Genomic DNA, 20617 nt, shown 5'->3' with positions numbered 1-20617 from the left:
TTAATTTTGATACGTTTTTAGTTCATATCCTCAATAACTTTTCTTACATAATTGTAAACACGCTCTGTTGAAGCAATTGATAAACGCTCCTTTGGAGTGTGAATATCGTACATCTCTGGTCCGATTGAAACTGCATCAAGTCCTGGAAGCTTTGAAGCTAAAAGTCCGCACTCAACACCTGCGTGGATAGTCTCTACGGTTGGTGCCTCGCCGTACATATCTGTGTAAATCTTTACCATCTCGTCTCTGAAGCTAGACTCTCTTAAGTACTCCCAAGCTGGGTACTCTCCGTGGATTGAAGTCTGGCAACCGAATGCCTTTGCAACCATAAGTACCTTGCGGATAAGTGCGTTCTTTGCGCTATCTACTGAGCTTCTAAGTGAGCATGAGTACTTGATTTCGTCATCTAATACATTAAGAATACCAAGGTTAAGTGATGTCTCTACTAAGCCTTCGATATCGTGGCTCATTGTCTGAACGCCGTTTGGCATGCACTGAAGGAGCTGGATGAAACGCTCTGACTGAGCAGCGTTTACACCGTCAACTACTACATTACCTTCGTTTGTGATAACGATTTCCATCTCTGGGTCTGTGATTGCAAACTCATTCTTGATTGCAGCTGCTTCCTTTGTCATAGCTTCGATGGCTGCTGGAGTTGTAACAACCTTTGCGCTTGTAGCACGTGGGATTGCATTGTCCTTTGTTCCACCAACTAAATCTACGATGCAAACCTCGCCAGCCTCAAGACCTGCTGCAAGAACTCTGTTTGCTACATAAGAAGCGTTTGCTCTACCCTTATCGATTTCTGCACCTGAGTGTCCACCTGTGCAGTTCTTTACTTCAATTGAAACAAGTGCGCCCTTTAAAGACTCCTTCTTTACAGGGAACTCTACATCTACACGACATCCACCTGCGCAACCTGCAAGGAAATGTCCTTCTTCTTCTGAGTCAAGGTTGAGAAGCTTGCGGCCCTTGAGCATTGAAACATCGATGCCTGCTGCACCTTCCATACCTACTTCTTCTGATACTGTGATGATAACCTCGATACGTGGGTGCTTGAGCTCCTCGTCCTCAAGGATTGCAAGTGCCATTGCTACAGCGATTCCGTCGTCGCCACCAAGTGTTGTGCCCTTTGCTGTAACGAAACCATCAACGATTTCAAGGTCAAGGCCTTCTGTAAGCATGTCCTTCTTGCAGTCATCATCCTGCTCTGCAACCATGTCCATGTGTCCCTGAAGGATGATTGGAGATGCATTCTCCATTCCCTCAGATGCTTCTTTAATCATGATTACGTTGTATAAATCATCCTGATAATACTCAAGATTGTGTGCCTTTGCGAAATCAACTAAGTATGCGCTGATTTTCTCCTCGTGATAACTTGGATGAGGGATGTTACAAATCTCCTCGAAATAATGAAATACTCTCTCTGGCTTACAATTGCTTAATACTGCCATTTTATAAATCTCCTAACTATTTATTTATCATATTCACCGAACTCACATCCGATGTTATAAGCTTCCATATCGTCCACCAATTCCCATTCGAATTTGGCCATAGAACCATCCTCATTGTCCTTGGTTTTCAAAATCTTTTTGTATAGCTTTAATTCGCCTACGCCATTGCCGCCATTCCAAAGATTGTTGTGGCGCTTCTCTCCATTTGGCGCTTCGTAATTAATAAGAAGCATGTCCTTTTTCTGACATGTGAAGTGGCCCTCTATCTTTGCAAGAGGTGTCTCCTGGGTGATATTCCAAACCACCTCATCCCCCTCTGTGGTGCAAGCAAAATCTGTCTTTGTAAGAGTCCAGAACTTTGAGAAGTTGAACTCATATGGCTCGCCCTCATACCAAACTGCACCAAGGATAACATTTTCAAATGTCTTTCCTGTGCGAATCTTTGGGCGTCCGCCGCCTATATCAAATGCTGTATTTTCAAGCCACTGACCTGTGAGCTTGCTCTTTAAATGAGAGCTTGCCAGCCATACCCATGGGGATGTGAAATCTTTTCCCCAGTTTTTATCTGCGTAGCCGTAGCAGCTGTCTTTATCTACAACATATTCTTCACCATCTAATATAACAGAGCCGTTGAAGAATGTCTTCATTCCCTCGGCATGCCAGAACATTTCGAAGGCTTCCAATTCACGCGATGCCCAGCTTGCGCCGTAACCCACGTTGAAGGCAATGTTCTTTTCGATGTTTAGGTCCCAAATCATCTTGCCTGACTGGCACATCCACTCTGGATGATTTGCTACATCCTCCTCTGTCACTTCCACCATACCAAGGGTACGTGTCTCTGAGCAGAAGCAGTTATCTGCGCTAATCAAAAATGGGGCATCTTCCTTTATGTTGACCTGGTTCCAGCCAAAGAAACGATGAAGCTGCTTTGCGCCCTCGCCCCAACATCCTGCCTTTACCATCATGTAGGATGGCTTTTTGCCTGCTGCTTTATTTTCTGGAAGCTGGCCAAACACTGGCGCATCCCCACCAAGCTCTGGATTGATTGTAAAGAACTCTATAAAGAATGCCTTTTCCTCACCTGTCTTTTTGTTGTGACCTGTGAAGCTGTGCCACCACCAGTCATAACCCTCGCTGGCCAAGGCACCCTTTAACATGAAGTTGTTTCTCAAAATATCAGAGTGATTAAAGCTGCCTTCCAGCAACTTATCCTTTACATCTAGGCCGTCAATTTTTTCTAGAACTGTCTCCCCTAGTTGACTAATCTTTTCCTTTACCATAATTCTGTCCCCGCTGTTTAATAACGCTTGATTTGATCATCCTCATCAGTTGTAGTCTTATCGATATTACGAATTTCTACCTCGTATGAATAGCTGTCATTAACCTTTACTGTTGCTTTATCACCAACATGCTTTCCTCGGATGGCTGCACCTAAAGGCGATTCTATGGAAATAAGTCCCTTTAATGAATTGCCGCGGATGCTTGTAACAAGCTTATATGTTTCCTCGCAATCATCCTCTGGAATGTATATTGTAACTGTATTATTTATACCAATCTCATCATCTGCACTTGTATCATCTACTACCTCTGCAAACTTAAGCATTTTTTCAAGATAACGTATACGGCTATCGTTCATATTCTTTGCTCGTTTTGCTTCATGATACTCAAAGTTCTCGGAAAGATCCCCTTGTGCTCTGGTTTCCTTTACTTCTTCTAATAACTTTGGTCTAAGAACTAGCTTGCGCTCATCTATCTCGGCCTGAATCTTTTCTATATCTCCTTTTGTAAGACGCTCGCCCATTGTACTGCCTCCTAATTCTTACTATATAATTTCTCAATCTGTATTATAACACAAGTGATGCTGTATCTAAAAAGCAATCTTCAACTAATATAGCCAAATATCAAAAGGCGCCGCTATACGCGACGCCACCTTATTAATATACAATCTTAAATTTGCTATTTACAATTTCTCCGACAGGAGTGTTCTTCCTGATGAAATCAATAACCAAGTCTGGCATTTCTTCTGAGTAGCTGCGAGCCAATGGAGCATTGCCGATGCATTCGTATCCGCCGGTGCCTGTTGCTCGGTAGTTACTGGTGGAAAGTGTGTAGGTTTCTGTGTCAGAAAGCTCTGTTCCGTCTAGCTTTTTGAGAGTGACAACTCTATCTCCTACTGGGCGAGTGATATCAAATGTGTACTCGAGGCCAGCGTAGAAATCATAGTTGTAGTGCTCTACCTTTGGCTCAAGGAATACCTTGGAAATCTTTACTTCATTAGTAGCAGCATCGTAGTCGAAGTACTCAGCACATCTTTCCAATGCTTCCTTGATGACTGCCTTTGTTACCTGCTTTACTTCTACCGTATTTGCGAATTGATAAATTGCAAGTACGTCTCTTACAGTAATCTCCTTCTTTAGTCCAAGTGGGTCATTTGCAAGGCTAGTGCATGAGAAATCTGCACCTGTGAAATCAAGCTGCACCTGGTTGAAAATTGCTGCCACCTTGCTGCCATTCACTGCTGCATCTATCTTTGACTCTGGAGCAATTTCCTTTTCCAATGAGCCGATTGGCTGATCCAACCAAACCTCTACGCAGTCAGTTAAGTCATCCATGAAACCGTGCTCATCGATAATGTACTGAAGTCTTTCATCAACAGGATTTACCTCCACAAGCTTAGATGAAATACTAAGTCCATCATCGCCCCTTACAACCTGTAGCTCGCAGAACTTTGTGGCATTTGATGGTGGCTGAACACCGTAAGTGCCATCAATTTCAACACCCTCAACTGGCATATGCTGATGACCTGTGAGTAAAATATCAAAGCCAAACTCTCGGGCCATTTTGCATGCCTGATTTTCTGTAGTATCTGATAAAAGCTTTCCTGTAGCTAAGTCTTCTTCGAATCCACCGTGATAAATGCATACAGTGATATCGCATTTATCCTTGAGATACTCATACTCTTCTTTTAGCACATCCATTGGCTCAAGCACCTGGAGAAGCTCCAAATTTGCTGGCTGCTCCCATACGTTTACATAGCCTGTAACTGCACCTGTGATTCCTACCTTTGTGCCGTCTGCCATTGTATGAATCACGTGCTTTTTAATATCAAGCTTGCCGCCCTTATCTAAAACATTAGCACATACAAGTGTTGCATTCATGCTATTTGCATAATCCACAATTGCATCATAACCAAAGTTGAAATCATGATTACCAAATGTGTAGTAATCAAGGCCCATTTCATTGAAGCCCTCGGCCATAGGATGGAAATTGTATTCATCCTTGTGCTCTAAATAATATGTCATAAGTGGAGTTCCCTGGAGAGAATCGCCACCGTCAATAATCAATGTATCATCGTCTTTTTTTATCTGGGAAGAAATGCAAAAAAGCCCTGAGTTCTCAGGGCAGTTTTTCGCATAATTCACAGGATTTAGATGACCATGTGTATCAGATGTAAATAAGATACGCATATTTGCCTCCTTTAACCTCTAGTGAGCTTAGTTCTGATTTTTGTTGAGATGTACTCAATAACAAGAATCAATATAATTAATCCAGCAAGGATTGCTCCTGCCTCGTTCCATCTGTATGCATTCATTGCAAAGATAAGTGGAGCACCGAAACCACCGGCACCAACTAAACCAAGGATTGTTGCATCTCTAAGGTTGATATCAAATCTGTAGATTGCTGTTGATGCAAAGTTTGGCATAAGCTGTGGCAAAATACCGTAGCGGATTTTCTGCCATGTGCTGCATCCTGCTGCATCAAGTGACTCGATAACGTGAATATCCAAATCCTCGATTGCTTCTGTGTACATCTTTGTAATCATACCAACTGAGCAAACGCCCATTGTGAGAAGACCGGCGAAAGCACCAGGTCCTGTAACACGGATAAACATAAGACCGTAAACAAATGCTGGGATTGTACGAATGGCCATAAGAACGATTCGTCCAATGAACGCGATTGGCTTTGGTACTAAGTTTACTGCTGAAACAAAAGCAAGTGGTATTGAAATGATAGCACCTACAATTGTACCAAGGAATGCAATACAAATTGTCTCAAGCATCAAATATGGTACGCCTGATGTGGAAAAGTCAAATAAAAATCCAAGGTCAGGTGTAAAAAGTCCCTTGATGATGTTCCATGCAATTGTGCTGCTTCCATCTGCTGCACCTGTTGCCTCTACTGCACTGCAGCTCCACGCAATAAGAGCAAGTGTGATTACAGCGATGCATGTATTGTAAACCCAATTCTTGGGTCTCTTTTCATAAGCTTGTTCTATTCTACTATTCATTACGCACCTCCATTAAACCAATTTCTTACGGAAATATCTGCTGATTGATTCAATGATAAATACCGTAACGAAGAGTGCTATAAGAATCATACCAACGCTTGGATAATCTCTCCAAGAAATACGCTCGTTAAGAATAATACCGATACCGCCGGCACCTACATAACCAAGTACTGCTGCATATCTAACATTTCCTTCGAAGTTGAAGAGGCAGTTAGATAAGAAGAATGGCAATACCTGTGGGATGATTGCTGTAATGAATGCCATTGGACGTGTTGCACCCATAGCTTCCATTGCCTCAAATGAACCCATATCTACTGTTTCAATTTCCTCGTATGTAAGCTTTCCAATGTAAGCAAATGAGAAAACTGCAATTGAAATAGTACCTGCAAGTGTACCAAATCCTACGATAAGTGTTGCTACGAGAGCTGTTACGATAGTAGGAATTGTTCTTACGATACTAAAGAATAATCTAACGATTGAAACTACTACTTTGTTGCGACATACGTTTGTGCTGGCAAGCATTGCGAAAGGCACTGATAAAAGTGAACCTACCAATGAACCAAGAAGTGACATCTTGATAGTGTCGAAAATTGGTCCCCAAACGTAATCCATAAATTCTAATCTAGGAGACTTAAACATATCGCCGATGATGACGAAGAATTCTCCTATTCTCTGGGCTAAAACTGTCATGTTGAAGCCTGTAATCTTGACTGACAAAATACACATTGCCAAAATGATGATTGCGTAAACAGGGCCGCGGGAAGCTTTCTTCTCTACGGATTTGCCATTAGGCAATGTGTAAACGTGAGGTTTAAAAACCTTATCATAAATACTCATTCGTTTACTCCTCTTCTTCCTGTACGTTACCCTCGGCATCTACTTTGCCATTATATATATTTGCTAAAACCTCCGGTGTTACTTCACTGGCAGGTCCATCATAAACGATTTCACCAGCTCTGATACCAACAACTCTGTTAGCATATTTGAGAGCTAAATCAACGTGGTGGATGTTAATTAAGATAGAAATGTTCATGTCCTCGTTGATTCTCTTGAAATCACCCATAACCTGATTTGCAGTAACTGGATCAAGTGCAGCAACTGGCTCATCAGCAAGGATGATTGCTGGATTCTGTGCAAGTGTTCTAGCAAGAGCTACTCTCTGCTGCTGTCCACCTGAAAGCTGGTCAGCACGAACGAATGCTTTATCCAAGATACCTACTTTATCAAGACACTCAAGTGCCTGTAACTTTTCTTCCTTTGAATAAATACCGAATACTGATCTGTACCATGGCATGTCTGGTACAAGTGCTGTTAAAACATTTTTAATAACTGTAGTTCTAGTAATCAAATTGAATGATTGGAAGATCATTCCAATTTTTCTTCTGAAACGTCTTAGCTGCTTTCCTGAAAGTGACATAACATCAACATCATCTACTGTGAGCTTTCCGCTTGTTACATCGTGCATTCTGTTGATTGTACGGATAAGTGTTGACTTACCTGCACCAGAAAGTCCAATAATAGCAACAAATTCCCCCTGCTCAATTTCAAGGTTTACATGCTTTAATCCCTCGAAACCATTAGGATATTTTTTTCCAACATCTTCAAATTTAATCATTTAATAACTCCATTTCTTTAAAAAAAGGAAGATACCGAAATATCTTCCTTTAATAGTTCGATTATTCGAATAAATTAAACATTATTGTAATGACATAATAAGCTCTTGAGCTTTTCTCTCTGAATCGTAATCCTCTGAGTTAGCCTCAACATAACCATTGTGGCTGTAGATAGCGATTACTTCCTTACCAGCATCTGTGTTACCAATGTTGATGAAGGCCTGTGAAAGAGCAGCCTTGAAAGCATCGTCCATGATTGGAGATGACTTGCTAACACTGATTGTATCGTTGTAGATACCATCTGTTACACCAATAACATTTGTCTCATCCCAGATGCTTGCGCTTCTGCCGTACTCTGATGTCCATTTATCTTCGTTGTCTCTTCTTGCGTCTGCGTATGTAACAAGTACATCTACCTGACCAGATGCAAGTCTTGAGAATGCTGTACCATAGTTATCTGATAAAGCTGTGTGTGAAAGATCTGTAATGTGCTTTCCGTAATTGTCCTGAAGCCAAAGTGAAGGATAAATATATCCTGCTGGAGATGAAGAATTCATAACGCTCCAGTTAAGTCCATCTAAATCTTCCCATGTAAGCTCTTCTCCATTGTTTACCTTTTCAGCAACAGCCTGACCTGCCTCTGAAGGGCCTGCAATGATAAGTGCTCTATAGTATGTTACCTGCTCTGTTGTAGCCTCTGTAGGCTTGTTGTCATTCCAATCCTTTGCATTATCGCTGTCGATTGAAAGACCATCTCTAGTTGCTGTAAGAAGTACATCGCAACCATCTTCGTATAATACGTATGTACCACCTGGAATAAGTCCAACGTCGATAGTACCAGCTGAAAGTCCCTCTCCTACTGCCTCAAAGCTAGTTCCAACTGTGATATCTACCTCGCCGATATCATAACCAAGGCCTGCAAGCTCGTTTGTAAGGAGCTCCTTAAGTGGCTCTGTAGCTGTAACGATTTCGTCTGGCTCACGTGATGGTACGAAACCAATTGTTAATTTGTCAATTTTAACATTTCCGCTTTCTGCGTCTGTTGTCTGAGCTGTCTCAGTCTTTGCTGCGTCACTACCGCATCCAACTAATAATGACATAGCTGTGACACCAACAAGCATTTTAGAAATAAACTTCTTCATCTTTCCCCTCCTGGAATATAATTATCGTTGTTATGCTACATTATTATAGAAGGATATGCAAGCACGATTTAATTTCTGTTTTTATTTAAATACAAAAAATGGCGCCACCTATGTGACGCCATAATTTTATAAAATTTAATCTTTTGATTTTGAGGACGCTCCACGTCTTTGCTGATAGACCATATTAAGCATGTCCTGCTGATATTTGTCATCATTGCTAAGGGCCTTTAGCTTGTCCTTAACGACATTTTTTCGAGCACGCAATGTCTCAAGCTCCTTGAGAAGATTTGCCTCTTCGTCCTCGAATGCTTTTAATTCTCTTTTGAGATCTTCTATATCTCGTTTTGTCTCAGCATCTAACATGTTGTGCCTCCCCTAATTCCTATGATTATTTTGCTTTTAAGTCCTGACGAACCAATGCCTTCTTCAAGGCTACCTCAGCTCTAAGCACATCAAGATTTGCATCCTTTTCAGCTAGACGAGCTCTCGCTCTGTCTTCCGCGCTACGGGCACGTTCAACATCAATCTCATCTGGCCATTCAGCAATTTCAGCAAGCAATGTCACCTTGTCTGGAAGTATTTCAGCGAGTCCCGCATGAACTGCAGCCTTTTTCACTCCCTCTGCCTCGGTGATGGTACAAATGCCTGGTGCTATAACTGTCGTTAAGGGGATGTGCTTTGGCAGAACGCCAATTTCACCCTCAACTGTATTGAATTCAACCATTGTTGCTTCACCTTCATAGAAAGTACGCTCTGGTGTAATGATTGAAACTTTAAAGGTGTTATCTGCCATGAAACGCCACCTCCTATTTGTTCTGATTCATCTTGGCACGAACCTCGTCGATTGTACCAGCATTGAGGAAGTAGCTCTCAGGGATATCATCATGCTTACCTTCAAGGATTTCCTTGAAGCCGCGAACTGTCTCAGCGATTGGCACATACTTTCCTTCAAGACCAGTAAACTGACCAGCTACGAAGAATGGCTGTGACAAGAATCTCTGAATCTTACGTGCACGGTTAACAACAAGCTTATCCTCTTCTGAAAGTTCATCCATACCAAGGATAGCGATGATGTCCTGCAGCTCTTTATATTTCTGAAGAATCTCCTGTACTCCACGAGCAACCTCGAAATGCTCCTGACCAACGATACGTGGATCAAGGATACGAGATGTAGAACCAAGTGGGTCTACCGCTGGATAAATACCAAGCTCGGCGATAGAACGCTCAAGAACTGTAGTAGCATCCAAGTGTGCGAATGTTGTAGCTGGAGCTGGGTCAGTCAAATCGTCGGCAGGCACGTAAACAGCCTGTACTGATGTGATAGAACCATTCTTTGTAGATGTGATACGCTCCTGAAGAGCACCCATCTCTGTCTGAAGTGTTGGCTGATAACCAACGGCTGAAGGCATACGACCTAAGAGGGCTGAAACCTCTGAACCAGCCTGAGTAAAACGGAAGATGTTATCGATGAAAAGAAGCACATCCTTTCCACCCTTATCTCTGAAGTACTCAGCCATTGTAAGTCCTGTAAGACCAACTCTCATTCTGGCTCCAGGTGGCTCGTTCATCTGACCGAAAACCATGCAGGTCTTGTCGATAACGCCTGACTCCTTCATTTCATAGTAAAGGTCATTACCTTCACGAGTACGCTCACCTACACCTGTGAATACTGAATATCCACCGTGCTCAGTAGCGATGTTGTGGATAAGCTCCTGAATAAGTACGGTTTTACCTACACCGGCACCACCGAACAAACCGATCTTTCCACCTTTCTGATATGGGCAAAGAAGGTCAACGACCTTAATACCTGTCTCAAGCATTTCAGTTGATGTTGCCTGCTCCTCAAACGATGGTGCTTTTCTATGGATTGGCATCTTCTCAACACCTGTAGGTGCTGGCTGCTCATCGATAGCTTCACCAAGTACGTTGAAAATACGTCCTAATGTTGCCTCACCAACAGGAACCGAAATTGGTGCTCCTGTAGCTACTACATCCATTCCACGTACTAAACCGTCTGTAGGACCCATGGCAATACAACGAACTGTATCGTCACCCAAATGCTGCGCAACCTCAACAACCAGTCTCTCGCCGTTATTTCTTGTGATTTCAAGAGCGTCGTTGATTTCTGGAAGCTGGCCTTCGCCAAACTTTACGTCAAGTACCGCACCGATGATCTGAGTGATTTTACCAATATTATTTGCCATCTTTTCACTCCTATCTGCTTTTTTAAGAAAGCGCCTCTGCACCAGCGATAATCTCGGTCAATTCCTGAGTGATTGATCCCTGGCGGGCACGATTGTATTTTAATGATAGATCACTAATGATATCCTCAGCATTATTTGTAGCTGAATCCATTGCCTGCATACGTGCACCGTTTTCTGAAGCAACAGCTTCAACTAGTGCGCCGTAAACTAATGAAGTAACATACTTTGGAATGATAAGCTCTAAAGCTTGTTCCTCGTTTGGCTCAAAATTCATAAGAGCTTCCGCTCCTGTTGATTTTGCAGCCTCTACATCTTCTTCACTAATTTCAGCTGGTAACAGCTTCATAAGCTTTGGAATCTGGCTTACTGTATTTTTGAAGTGTGTGTACACAAGATAAATCTGTCCGATTTCGCCATTAGCATAATCAGAAAGAACGTCATTACAGATTGCCATAGCATCTGCATAGGTTGGTGCCTCCATTACTGGAGAATAGTCCTTTGCCACAGTGTAACCCTTGTGGGCAAGGCTCTCACCACCTTTATGACCTATTGTGTAAAGCTTTACTTCATCAGGCTTCATGCCGGCACCTGTAATCATCTTTACAACGTTTGAGTTGTAACCACCTGCAAGACCACGGTTTGATGTGATGACGATAACGCCAATCTTATCAGAACCATTATCCTGCAAATATCTGTTGTTTACGTTGCCAGCCTTGGCAAGCATGCTACAAATTGTGTTGTACATAGCATTGAAGTATGGTGTAGTCTGCTCTGCCTTTGTTCTAGCCTTCTGGAGCTTTACTGTAGATACAAGCTTCATGGCCTTAGTGATCTGCTGAGTGCTACTAACACTCTGTTTTCTTCTTTTTATGTCTCTCATTGAGGCCATAACAGATCACCCTCCTTACTTGTAGCTCTTTTTACACTCCTCAATAGCAGCGATAAGCTTCTGCTCTATGTCATCCTCGAGAACCTTAGTTGTCTTAATAGCCTCTGGAATCTCTGGATACTTTGTATCAACAAGATCAAATAAAGCTTTTTCAAACGCCTGAATATCTGCTGTAGGAATATCAAGAAGATATTTCTTTGTAGCAGCGTAGATAATCATAATCTGATACTCTACTGGCATTGGTGCGTACTGTGGTTGCTTAAGCATTTCCTTGATACGCTCACCTTGTGCAAGCTTCTCAGCTGTATCTGCATCAAGCTCTGAACCGAACTGTGCGAAAGCTGCAAGCTCTCGATACTGAGCAAGCTCTACACGGATAGGAGCTGCGATTTTCTTCATAGCCTTAATCTGAGCAGAACCACCTACACGGGATACTGAAAGACCTGCGTTTACGGCTGGTCTGAAACCTGCGTTGAAAGCTTCTGTCTCAAGATAAATCTGACCATCAGTAATTGAGATAACGTTTGTAGGAATGTAAGCTGATACATCGCCTGCCTGTGTCTCAATGATAGGAAGTGCGGTAAGTGATCCGCCACCCAGTTTGTCTGAAAGTCTAGCTGCACGCTCAAGAAGTCTTGAGTGTAAGTAGAATACATCACCTGGGTAAGCCTCACGTCCTGGTGGACGACGGAGAAGTAATGAAAGTGTACGGTATGCAGTAGCATGCTTACTTAAATCATCATAGATGATAAGTACATCCTCACCGTTTTCCATCCACTCTTCACCGATGGCACATCCTGAATATGGAGCGATGTACTGAAGTGGAGCAAGCTCTGAAGCTGTAGCAGCAACAACTGTTGTCCATGCCATAGCACCATATTCCTCTAATGTCTTAACAAGGGCTGCAACTGTTGATGCCTTCTGGCCAATTGCAACGTAAATACATTTTACGCCCTGTCCCTTCTGATTGATAATTGTATCAATAGCGATAGCAGTCTTACCTGTCTGTCTATCACCGATAATAAGCTCACGCTGTCCACGTCCGATTGGAATCATGGAATCGATGGCTTTAATACCTGTCTGCAATGGTGTATCTACGGATTTACGAGAGATAACGCCTGAAGCAACACGCTCGATTGGACGGAACTTTGTAGTATCAATAGGTCCCTTTCCATCGATAGGCTGTCCAAGTGCATTAACTACACGTCCAAGCATTGCATTTCCAACTGGAACCTCAACAACACGACCAGTAGTCTTAACTGTATCGCCTTCATTGATGTTCTTGTCGTTACCTAAGAGTACGCAACCAACATTGTCTTCCTCAAGGTTTAATACCATGCCGTATACTTCGCCAGGGAACTCTAAAAGTTCGCCCTGCATAGCATTCTGTAATCCGTGAATACGTGCAATTCCATCAGCAACCTGAATGACAGTTCCAACGTCTGACACGTCAAGCTGCGCAGCATAGCGTTTCATCTGCTCTTTAATAACCGAGCTAATCTCTTCTGGTTTTAAATTCATGGAGCGCATTCACCTACTTTCAATTGAATATTTGATAACTCGTGAGTTAATTTACTAATCTGAGTCTTGATTGAACTATCAATGACTCTATCTTTAATGCGAATTACCATACCCCCGATTAATTCAGGGTCTACCTTGTATGTCATGACAAATGAAGCATAATCGGTAGTTTGAAGTAAACGCTTCTCGACATCGTTTTTCTGTGCTTCTGTCAATTCCATAGGAGTTGAAACTGTTGCCTTACCAATCTTTTTATAATCAAATACTCGATCAATGAAATAGTTGAGCACTGCCTCAATATCCTTTGAATGGTCCTTCTCTTCAAGCATTCTTAAAAGTCCTACCATTTCATCACTGACTCTGCCTTTGAAAATCTCGTCGATGATTTGAAGCTTTTCTTCTTTATTAATTTTTGGATGATTCATCATCTGAGAAAAGCCGTCGTTTGATTTAACAACATCAATGACTCCTTCAGCTTCCTTCAGGAAATCATCGATTTTCCCTGATTCCACAGCTAGCTCAAACAATGCATCACCATATACGTTTGAGACTAATTTAGCCATGTTCCTTCACCCATTTCCTTAAGTGTTTGCTCTACTAAGGAATTCTGAATTGTTGTGTCGATGTTTGCAGCTACAACCTTCTGTGCCATCAATGCAGCTACAGAAATCATTTCCTGCTTAACCTCGTCTGCAACCTTCTTCTTCTCAAGCTCAGCTTCCTCATTTGCTCTTGCAATGATTGCTGCAGCTTCTTCCTTAGCATCGCTTACAATCTTGGTTTCACTCTTTAAGGCTTTTTGTCTTGCTTCTGCTAAAATTTCATCACGCTCTTTGCTGATGTTCTTTAGCTTTGCTTCGTACTCTGCCTTTAGCTTTTCTGCCTCTTCCTTTTCTTTCTTTGCATCTGCAATGTCCCTTGCAATGCCATCTTTTCTATCCTGCAGAAGCTTTCTTGCTGGATTGAAAAGCTTGTTTGACATTATAAGGAATAGGAAGAACATTGCTATGGCTAAAAGCACTGCATCATTTACTAACTGAAAGTCTAAATCAAATAGTCTTTCCAACTTTTAGCCCTCCTTCTTAAAAATTTTCTTCCTAGTTTCCTTAGCCTACTAATGGCTGTACAAAGAGTAACAGAAGGGCAATTACAAGTCCGTAAAGACCAGTTGTCTCGGCAACGGCCTGACCAAGTAACATAGTAGACATGATCTGTCCCTGTGCGCCTGGGTTACGTCCAACGGCTGCTGCACCATGACCAGCTGCAATACCCTGTCCAATACCAGGACCAATACCAGCGATAACTGCTAAGCCGGCACCGATTGCTGAACAAGCTTTAATTAAATCTTCTCCTGTAATGTTCATAAATGTTTTCCTCCTAATATAGTAAACTTTTTGTTTTCAGTCCCTTTTAAGAATCACCGTAAGACTGAGCTATGTATGTCATTGTCAACATACAAAATACATAGGTCTGGATTGCACCTGAGAAAATATCGAAATATACATGCAATGCTGCAGGCCATATCAAGGCGAACTTTCCTAGCAATCCATATACAAGACCCATAATGATTGTTCCTGAAAGAACGTTTGCAAATAAACGTAGTGACATTGAAATAGGCACCGCAATATCGGATATTACGTTTATTGGCAGCCAGATAGGTAGCCATGGTGGCAATGGAGAACACTTGTCAATCCAAATGTCCTTCGCGCTCTGGTGCCTTACCTTTACTACATGAATGCAAACAAAGGTAATTAATGCAAGGGCCAATGTTGTGCCGTAATCGGCTGTTGGTGGTCTTAAGCCAACCAAACCGGATAAGTTAGATACCAAAATGAAACAGAATATGGTACAAATCCAGTTTGCAAACACTGGTGCGTGCTTACCCATACTTCCTTCCACCATCTTATCTAAGAGTCCTACTATCAACTCCAAGATACTCTGGAAGGTATCAGGAACTTCAGTGGCATGCTTCAGCTTACGATTGGCGATAAGAGAAAATATTACCAATGAAAGCCATACGATAAGGATGCAGACATGGGAAGTTGTGATCCAAACTTCATGACCAAAGACTTCGTAACTAAACAAGCCCTTTATCATGTCCACAGTATCGCTCGAGGCCAGCAAAATTCCTTCTGTCACACTTTCACCTCCTTTGTATTAAGTTCTTCATTATTACCCTCGGATATATTGGAACTAGTTTTCCCGAGTCTCTTTATTAGCAAAGGCTGTGCGTACGCACTGACCTTAAGCCCTAAAATACCGATGAGAGCTGTAAACATGTTGCCAAGTTTAAAGACCATCATCAAAATCATTACTGCGCATACGATTAAGTATCGCATTACAGATTTGAAGGAAAGATATTTTTCATGCCCCTTTCCCATACGAACTGATTCTTCAATAATCATCGCTATGTGGATTGCCATAAATGTGGCACATCCAATGCCTATTAGAAGTCCGCTGGTGTATCTGACTTTATCAGTTACAAACCAAACCCCAATCAGTTCAATTAAAACACCGTATATTAGTATTCCTAAAACCAAGCCAGGTAGAGCTTGATTTAGTCTTTTCATCCAATTAATCATGCTTTTCCTCTGACTGATTTTTTGCCTCTTCTTCCAGACGTCTTGCTCGCTGCCCTGGGGATTCTTCATTCTTTAAGTATCCCTTAACAGAACGATATGCCCCGTTAAATGCTGCAACTATGCCTATCAGAATTCCTCCGATAATATACATGTCGCTGTGAGAACTGGTCACTTTTGATAACACAATCCCCACCGCCATACATAAGAAAATCGGCACTATAACATTTATTCCAAATTGAAGTACCATTACTAGCGAATTGGCCACTTCACGATTTGTCTTTTTCTTGTCCCTCAATGTAAGCTCCTATTTGTTCAATTTACAGTTGCTTAAAGTGTAAATGAAATCTCTCTACCAGTATGCTGATACTGATGGAATTCAACTCCAGCAGCTCTAAGCATGCGCTTTGATGCTATAACTGATGGTGTGTTTTCGTATTTATCACTGTCGTAGATAACAGTTTTAATGCCTGACTGAATAATAGCCTTTGCACATTCGTTACATGGAAATAGTGACACGTACAGCTTTGAACCTTCCAGTGAACCACCTCTGTAGTTTAGGATTGCGTTCAATTCGCTGTGTGTTGTATAGAAATATTTATTTTCCAGAGGGTCCCCTACTCTTGCCCAAGGGAACTCATCATCTGAACATCCATTTGGAAAACCATTGTAGCCCATTGATAAAATCTTATTGTCCTGGCTAACAATACAAGCTCCAACCTGTGTATTTGGGTCCTTAGATCTCATACCCGATAATACTGCAACGCCCATAAAGTACTCATCCCAGCTAATATAATCAAGTCTCTTATCACTCATGGTCTATTCCTCCAATACGTATATAATTCTTGCCTTATTTATATTTATGCCTCAATAACCCTCATTAACTTCTCAATCGAAGCTTTTAAGACTTCGTAGCACAAACCGTAGGTCTGTACTGAGCCACCGTAGGGATCCATCACCTCAAGCTCGTCCCCAACGAGCTCGTTTAAAACGCGTGTATTTTCCTCTGTGGCGTTTGCATATTCACTTAATATTTTTTGCCTTTGGGTCTCTTCCATTGTGATTACAAGCGTGGATTCGGAAAAATCCGTATCTAGCAATTGCTTTGAAGAGTAATCCTTCACCGTAGTACCATTACTGATTAAAATTGCTTCCGCCTTTTGATTTAACGGCTCCGGGAACTGAACTATAAGTCCCCTGGCCTCACAAATAATCGGCCTGCTATGCTCAGTGGCATGGAAAATCGCCGCGGCCATGGGGGCCCTGGATGTTCCGCTGCCGGAAGCAAAAATCACTCTATTAATATTTTTCATTTCTTATTCTCCTGACTGCCGGTTGATGCCTAAACGTCAAGTGTCTTCTGACCAGCTGCTTTCAACAATCTGTTCATGATTGCCTGCCCCATTTTTGGAGTAGCGAAGCTTTCAGAATATATCAAATCTACGCCCAGTTCGTCAAACTTTCGTAGAATGTCGTAAAGATTGTGAGCTATGCTGCCCTCGTCTGATCTGTCCCCTATTACAAGAATCTGACCTTCGCTATATCTATCCGCAGTTTCTGATGTAGCGATAATACCAACCTTTGAACCAGCCTCAATTGCCGCTTTTGTAAGCTCATTGATTTTGGCTACGACTTTATCCTCATCACCGGAAATGATAGTCAAATCACCCTTAGGTGCATAATGCTTATATCTCATTCCTGGTGCTTTTGGCTTTGCTCCACTGGTGGTGCCTTTGTCGTTGTAGACAATTCCTGGGTCGATTCTGACCTCTCCGACCACCTCTTTAAGCATTTCCATATTGATGTATCCTGGCCTAAGGATTGTAACAACAGCCTCTGTCAAATCTACGATGGTAGACTCCAATCCGATATCTACAGCACCTCCATCCAAGATGGCGTCTATCTTTCCTGATAAATCCTCGTATACGTGACTAGCCTTTGTAGGGCTTGGTCGGCCTGATGTGTTGGCGCTAGGCGCCGCAATCATACATCCACTTTCCTCAATAAGTGCTAAGGCAATTGGATTGTTTGGCATTCTAACTGCCACCGTATCAAGACCACCTGTTGTCTCGTATGGGATAACCTCGTTTTTGTTGACCACCATTGTAAGTGGTCCTGGCCAAAATGCATCTGCCAGCTTTTTAGCGTTCTCTGGCAAATCCTTTGAAATTTCTTGTAACTGTGAGAACCTTGCAATATGTACAATTAAAGGGTTGTCCGATGGACGACCCTTTGCTGCGTATATCTTACGCGAGGCCTCCTTATCTGTGGCGTCTCCGCCTAATCCATAAACTGTCTCTGTCGGAAAGGCTACAAGCCCTCCCTTTCTAAGTATCTCAGAAGCCTCACTGATATATTCCATATTGATTGGCTCTGCAGAAACATCCATAATCCTAGTAATCATACTCAAAATTATATCACTTTTCCATTAGAACTCAATCTTTTTGAACTGTTACAAAGCCCATAAAACCATGATTTTTTTGTGTTCTCTTATAGGTACTTTGCAATAATATTCCATACTCCTGTGCTATCAAAGCCCTTCTTCCAAAAAGCTCCTCCAGCCAGATTGTATTTATCCATTACTTTCAACTTTTCTTCGATGGAAGTTTCATCCTCCACCCAAATCTTATAAGTTGTGCTTCCATCAGCATATTCTGCGTAGTACTGACCGTACTCATCTGACCATGCTGCAGACACACCATTTGTCTTAAGATATGACTGGATTGCATCCATACCATAAGCTGTGCTATCAACAGAACCATCCTCTGCCACTTCCCAAACTCTACAATAAAATGGCATGCCAAGGATTACCTGCTCTGCTGGTACATCATTAAGTGTGTCAGCCACACCCTGATCTACCCAATTAATTGATGCAACTGAACCTGCTTCCTCGCTTCCGCCGTAGTGCTCATCGTAACCCATGATTATTACATAATCCGCATACTTAGCCTGCTGGGCACGATTATAAATCTCAGATGAAGCAGTAGGTACATAATTGTCTACGGAAAGAATGATATCGTTCTTTTCACATTTAATTGAAAGCTCCTTGATGAACTGAATATATCCATCTGCTGCATCTCCTGAGAGCTGTTCGATATCGATATTGATTCCATCAAGACCGTATGTTATCGCCTGTGCAATAAGATTATTAACCAATGCATCTCTTGATGATGTAGTGTTTAAAACAGTTGTTGTATCAACATCTGCATCCTCAAGGTTGCTAACAAGCCCCCATACCTGCACATTATTTGCATGGCATGTACTTACATATGAAGAACTTGCAATTGAAGCAATTCCACCTTTGTTATCGTTAAGATAGAACCAGGTTGGTGACATAACATCAACACCTGTTGAGCTTGCAAGAACTGTGGCAATATCTCCATTTGCCGACTGGTTTGTAACCTGATGCCAAAGCAATGAAATATCCTGTCCTACAGAGATATGGTTATATGTACGCTCAGGCAATTCTGCCGCTACTGTCTCGGTACTATTAAATGAAATAGCTCTATTTTTGATGTAACCCATTACACCATTTTCTGAAACAACAAAGCTCCACTTACCTGTATCGCGAACAACGTAAATAGCTTCGCCCTTTGTAACATCCTCAAGTACAGGGCTCTTAGGACCATTAAGCTTTCTAATCTGAGTCTTACGCTTTGCAGTATACACATCTGTAGATGAACCAACAGTCTGTACCACAACTCTATCAGGCTCTGAATAATAATTCAGCTTAAAGTCAGTAAGAAGCTTAAGATAATCCTCAGCAATATAAACTGTATCATCCTGGGCCAAAACTACTGGCATGCCAAGGCTATTATTACTCTTATCTATTGAATAATCTGCGCTACCAACTGTCGCAGTATAAACTTCAGAATCAGTAGCATATCTCAAGGTAATCTCTGATGAATCGTAAACATAGCCATCATCAAGATAATCCTTTACAAATCCAAGCTCCAAATAAACATTGCCATCATTTACAATGGCATAACCATGTTCCTCGAGCTCAGAACTAATATACTCTCCATCCAAAACTACCGCTGCTTCGTTTTCATGGAAAACCTGGAAGTAATCTGCCAAATCCATATGCTCTTTTGTAGGCGTATACTTCTTAATGGCATATATTCCTACAATCAACACCGCAAGTGCTATGATTCCTGCCGCAATGTAAATATACCCCCTCGGAATCCTAAATCTTTTCTTTCTCTTTCGTCTATGTCTATACGTATTGCTCATAAGCATCTCCCTCGTATCTATATTCCTTCAAAGTATAACAAACCATCCCGCCAAATTCCACCTTTATGTGGCCCCGCTCCCCTGCACTGCACCCCGGCCCAGGCCCCTCCCAACTTAATAAATTGTAAAACCCGCCCTTAGTGTACAGGGCTCATACTTATTTACTTGCATCGTCTGCGGATTATGTTTTTCTAAGCATCACGTGTCGCATTTTTTATGGTGCGTGTTCTTTAAATTCTTTGCTCTTCTGACGCCGCTGTTGGTAGAGTGGGCACAAAAAAAGAGCACCGCGAATGCGATGCTCTTTAACCGGTTTTCTTGATTAAGCTATTAGCCCTGAGCGATTGCTCCTGTTGGGCAAACACCTGCACATGTACCACACTCAACGCAAGCGTCAGCGTCGATGTTGAACTGTGAATCTCCCTGTGAGATAGCACCTACTGGGCACTCAGGCTCGCATGTACCACATGATACGCATGAATCAGAAATAACGTATGCCATAGTTAAAATCCTCCTTAAATATCTTATTGATAAAATTAATCAATTTCGTTTTATGGAATTTATATTACACCTAAATTGTGTCTAAATCAAGGACAAAATTGTTTTTTTTATAAATCCCTTTAAAATCAAGGCTTACCGCGGTTATATTAGTCTAACTCCTGTTGATTCAGGCTAACAGTTGTTTTAATTGTGT

The 20617-nt window shown here is 41.9% G+C and carries 24 protein-coding genes; all 24 read right to left on the bottom strand.

What is annotated here, in order from left to right; all coding sequences use genetic code 11:
• Positions 1–17 precede the first annotated feature (17 nt).
• Positions 18–1454: an aminoacyl-histidine dipeptidase gene (locus tag BO15_RS0104085; RefSeq protein WP_033152654.1), complete on the bottom strand. Its 1437-nt coding sequence runs from the start codon at positions 1452–1454 to the stop codon at positions 18–20.
• Between the two features lie 20 nt (positions 1455–1474).
• Positions 1475–2734 carry a tocopherol cyclase family protein gene (locus BO15_RS0104080; protein WP_157752312.1) on the bottom strand — a complete coding sequence of 420 codons (1260 nt, stop codon included), beginning with the start codon at positions 2732–2734 and terminating at the stop codon, positions 1475–1477.
• A gap of 17 nt (positions 2735–2751) precedes the next feature.
• Complete coding sequence (gene greA, locus BO15_RS0104075; RefSeq protein WP_033152652.1) at positions 2752–3255, bottom strand: transcription elongation factor GreA; 504 nt, start codon at positions 3253–3255, stop codon at positions 2752–2754.
• Between the two features lie 133 nt (positions 3256–3388).
• Positions 3389–4921 carry a bifunctional metallophosphatase/5'-nucleotidase gene (locus BO15_RS0104070; RefSeq protein WP_033152650.1) on the bottom strand — a complete coding sequence of 511 codons (1533 nt, stop codon included), beginning with the start codon at positions 4919–4921 and terminating at the stop codon, positions 3389–3391.
• Between the two features lie 11 nt (positions 4922–4932).
• A complete protein-coding gene (phnE, locus tag BO15_RS0104065) occupies positions 4933–5742 on the bottom strand; it encodes a phosphonate ABC transporter, permease protein PhnE (RefSeq protein ID WP_033152648.1) in 810 nt (269 codons plus the stop codon).
• A 12-nt stretch (positions 5743–5754) separates the two neighbouring features.
• On the bottom strand, positions 5755–6579 hold the full coding sequence (gene phnE / locus BO15_RS0104060) for a phosphonate ABC transporter, permease protein PhnE (RefSeq protein ID WP_033152647.1): 825 nt from the start codon (positions 6577–6579) through the stop codon (positions 5755–5757).
• Positions 6580–6583: 4 nt separating this feature from the next.
• Positions 6584–7357 carry a phosphonate ABC transporter ATP-binding protein gene (gene phnC / locus BO15_RS0104055; protein ID WP_033152645.1) on the bottom strand — a complete coding sequence of 258 codons (774 nt, stop codon included), beginning with the start codon at positions 7355–7357 and terminating at the stop codon, positions 6584–6586.
• A gap of 81 nt (positions 7358–7438) precedes the next feature.
• Positions 7439–8497 carry a phosphate/phosphite/phosphonate ABC transporter substrate-binding protein gene (locus BO15_RS0104050; RefSeq protein WP_033152643.1) on the bottom strand — a complete coding sequence of 353 codons (1059 nt, stop codon included), beginning with the start codon at positions 8495–8497 and terminating at the stop codon, positions 7439–7441.
• Positions 8498–8632: 135 nt separating this feature from the next.
• On the bottom strand, positions 8633–8860 hold the full coding sequence (locus tag BO15_RS0104045; protein WP_033152641.1) for a hypothetical protein: 228 nt from the start codon (positions 8858–8860) through the stop codon (positions 8633–8635).
• Positions 8861–8885: 25 nt separating this feature from the next.
• Positions 8886–9290, bottom strand: coding sequence for an ATP synthase F1 subunit epsilon (gene atpC / locus BO15_RS0104040; protein ID WP_033152639.1), 405 nt, complete (start codon positions 9288–9290; stop codon positions 8886–8888).
• 13 nt (positions 9291–9303) lie between these two features.
• Complete coding sequence (gene atpD, locus BO15_RS0104035) at positions 9304–10701, bottom strand: F0F1 ATP synthase subunit beta (RefSeq protein ID WP_033152637.1); 1398 nt, start codon at positions 10699–10701, stop codon at positions 9304–9306.
• A 22-nt stretch (positions 10702–10723) separates the two neighbouring features.
• Entirely contained in the window at positions 10724–11590 is an 867-nt protein-coding gene (atpG, locus tag BO15_RS0104030; protein ID WP_033152636.1) for an ATP synthase F1 subunit gamma, read from the bottom strand.
• Positions 11591–11605: 15 nt separating this feature from the next.
• Entirely contained in the window at positions 11606–13111 is a 1506-nt protein-coding gene (gene atpA / locus BO15_RS0104025; protein WP_033152634.1) for a F0F1 ATP synthase subunit alpha, read from the bottom strand.
• On the bottom strand, positions 13108–13674 hold the full coding sequence (gene atpH, locus BO15_RS0104020; RefSeq protein WP_033152627.1) for an ATP synthase F1 subunit delta: 567 nt from the start codon (positions 13672–13674) through the stop codon (positions 13108–13110). Before atpH ends, atpA begins: the two co-directional genes overlap by 4 nt.
• Positions 13662–14177: a F0F1 ATP synthase subunit B gene (atpF, locus tag BO15_RS0104015; RefSeq protein ID WP_033152625.1), complete on the bottom strand. Its 516-nt coding sequence runs from the start codon at positions 14175–14177 to the stop codon at positions 13662–13664. The genes atpH and atpF overlap by 13 nt, the downstream gene beginning before the upstream one ends.
• A gap of 40 nt (positions 14178–14217) precedes the next feature.
• Positions 14218–14475, bottom strand: coding sequence for an ATP synthase F0 subunit C (gene atpE / locus BO15_RS0104010; protein ID WP_033152623.1), 258 nt, complete (start codon positions 14473–14475; stop codon positions 14218–14220).
• 46 nt (positions 14476–14521) lie between these two features.
• Positions 14522–15250 carry a F0F1 ATP synthase subunit A gene (gene atpB, locus BO15_RS0104005; RefSeq protein ID WP_033152621.1) on the bottom strand — a complete coding sequence of 243 codons (729 nt, stop codon included), beginning with the start codon at positions 15248–15250 and terminating at the stop codon, positions 14522–14524.
• The gene (locus BO15_RS0104000) at positions 15247–15693 is read right to left on the bottom strand and encodes a hypothetical protein (RefSeq protein WP_052169758.1); all 447 of its coding nucleotides are present in this window, start codon (positions 15691–15693) and stop codon (positions 15247–15249) included. The genes atpB and BO15_RS0104000 overlap by 4 nt, the downstream gene beginning before the upstream one ends.
• Positions 15686–15988 carry an AtpZ/AtpI family protein gene (locus BO15_RS0103995; RefSeq protein ID WP_033152619.1) on the bottom strand — a complete coding sequence of 101 codons (303 nt, stop codon included), beginning with the start codon at positions 15986–15988 and terminating at the stop codon, positions 15686–15688. The genes BO15_RS0104000 and BO15_RS0103995 overlap by 8 nt, the downstream gene beginning before the upstream one ends.
• A 32-nt stretch (positions 15989–16020) precedes the next feature.
• Positions 16021–16506, bottom strand: coding sequence for a deoxycytidylate deaminase (locus tag BO15_RS0103990; protein WP_033152618.1), 486 nt, complete (start codon positions 16504–16506; stop codon positions 16021–16023).
• Positions 16507–16550: 44 nt separating this feature from the next.
• Complete coding sequence (locus BO15_RS0103985) at positions 16551–17003, bottom strand: phosphotyrosine protein phosphatase (RefSeq protein WP_033152617.1); 453 nt, start codon at positions 17001–17003, stop codon at positions 16551–16553.
• Positions 17004–17032: 29 nt separating this feature from the next.
• Positions 17033–18094, bottom strand: coding sequence for an L-threonylcarbamoyladenylate synthase (locus tag BO15_RS0103980; protein ID WP_033152616.1), 1062 nt, complete (start codon positions 18092–18094; stop codon positions 17033–17035).
• Positions 18095–18180: 86 nt separating this feature from the next.
• A complete protein-coding gene (locus BO15_RS0103975; protein WP_052169757.1) occupies positions 18181–19923 on the bottom strand; it encodes a glycosyl hydrolase family 18 protein in 1743 nt (580 codons plus the stop codon).
• Between the two features lie 330 nt (positions 19924–20253).
• Positions 20254–20424 carry a DUF362 domain-containing protein gene (locus BO15_RS0103970; RefSeq protein ID WP_028234217.1) on the bottom strand — a complete coding sequence of 57 codons (171 nt, stop codon included), beginning with the start codon at positions 20422–20424 and terminating at the stop codon, positions 20254–20256.
• Between the last annotated feature and the right edge of the window lie 193 nt (positions 20425–20617).

Origin of the sequence: Pseudobutyrivibrio ruminis HUN009, from assembly GCF_000703005.1 — a bacterium.
Classification (GTDB): Bacteria; Bacillota; Clostridia; order Lachnospirales; family Lachnospiraceae; genus Pseudobutyrivibrio; species Pseudobutyrivibrio ruminis_A.
Note: the sequence above shows the minus strand (reverse complement) of the source record. Positions and strands in the feature narration are given on the sequence as shown.

What these genes read in the sequence shown, in the direction of transcription:
- BO15_RS0104085 (WP_033152654.1), bottom strand. Translation starts at nt 1,454, where the DNA reads ATGGCAGTATTAAGCAATTGTAAGCCAGAGAGAGTATTTCATTATTTC.
- BO15_RS0104080 (WP_157752312.1), bottom strand. Translation starts at nt 2,734, where the DNA reads ATGGTAAAGGAAAAGATTAGTCAACTAGGGGAGACAGTTCTAGAAAAA.
- greA (WP_033152652.1), bottom strand. Translation starts at nt 3,255, where the DNA reads ATGGGCGAGCGTCTTACAAAAGGAGATATAGAAAAGATTCAGGCCGAG.
- BO15_RS0104070 (WP_033152650.1), bottom strand. Translation starts at nt 4,921, where the DNA reads ATGCGTATCTTATTTACATCTGATACACATGGTCATCTAAATCCTGTG.
- phnE (WP_033152648.1), bottom strand. Translation starts at nt 5,742, where the DNA reads ATGAATAGTAGAATAGAACAAGCTTATGAAAAGAGACCCAAGAATTGG.
- phnE (WP_033152647.1), bottom strand. Translation starts at nt 6,579, where the DNA reads ATGAGTATTTATGATAAGGTTTTTAAACCTCACGTTTACACATTGCCT.
- phnC (WP_033152645.1), bottom strand. Translation starts at nt 7,357, where the DNA reads ATGATTAAATTTGAAGATGTTGGAAAAAAATATCCTAATGGTTTCGAG.
- BO15_RS0104050 (WP_033152643.1), bottom strand. Translation starts at nt 8,497, where the DNA reads ATGAAGAAGTTTATTTCTAAAATGCTTGTTGGTGTCACAGCTATGTCA.
- BO15_RS0104045 (WP_033152641.1), bottom strand. Translation starts at nt 8,860, where the DNA reads ATGTTAGATGCTGAGACAAAACGAGATATAGAAGATCTCAAAAGAGAA.
- atpC (WP_033152639.1), bottom strand. Translation starts at nt 9,290, where the DNA reads ATGGCAGATAACACCTTTAAAGTTTCAATCATTACACCAGAGCGTACT.
- atpD (WP_033152637.1), bottom strand. Translation starts at nt 10,701, where the DNA reads ATGGCAAATAATATTGGTAAAATCACTCAGATCATCGGTGCGGTACTT.
- atpG (WP_033152636.1), bottom strand. Translation starts at nt 11,590, where the DNA reads ATGGCCTCAATGAGAGACATAAAAAGAAGAAAACAGAGTGTTAGTAGC.
- atpA (WP_033152634.1), bottom strand. Translation starts at nt 13,111, where the DNA reads ATGAATTTAAAACCAGAAGAGATTAGCTCGGTTATTAAAGAGCAGATG.
- atpH (WP_033152627.1), bottom strand. Translation starts at nt 13,674, where the DNA reads ATGGCTAAATTAGTCTCAAACGTATATGGTGATGCATTGTTTGAGCTA.
- atpE (WP_033152623.1), bottom strand. Translation starts at nt 14,475, where the DNA reads ATGAACATTACAGGAGAAGATTTAATTAAAGCTTGTTCAGCAATCGGT.
- BO15_RS0104000 (WP_052169758.1), bottom strand. Translation starts at nt 15,693, where the DNA reads ATGATTAATTGGATGAAAAGACTAAATCAAGCTCTACCTGGCTTGGTT.
- BO15_RS0103990 (WP_033152618.1), bottom strand. Translation starts at nt 16,506, where the DNA reads ATGAGTGATAAGAGACTTGATTATATTAGCTGGGATGAGTACTTTATG.
- BO15_RS0103985 (WP_033152617.1), bottom strand. Translation starts at nt 17,003, where the DNA reads ATGAAAAATATTAATAGAGTGATTTTTGCTTCCGGCAGCGGAACATCC.
- BO15_RS0103980 (WP_033152616.1), bottom strand. Translation starts at nt 18,094, where the DNA reads ATGATTACTAGGATTATGGATGTTTCTGCAGAGCCAATCAATATGGAA.
- BO15_RS0103975 (WP_052169757.1), bottom strand. Translation starts at nt 19,923, where the DNA reads ATGAGCAATACGTATAGACATAGACGAAAGAGAAAGAAAAGATTTAGG.
- BO15_RS0103970 (WP_028234217.1), bottom strand. Translation starts at nt 20,424, where the DNA reads ATGGCATACGTTATTTCTGATTCATGCGTATCATGTGGTACATGCGAG.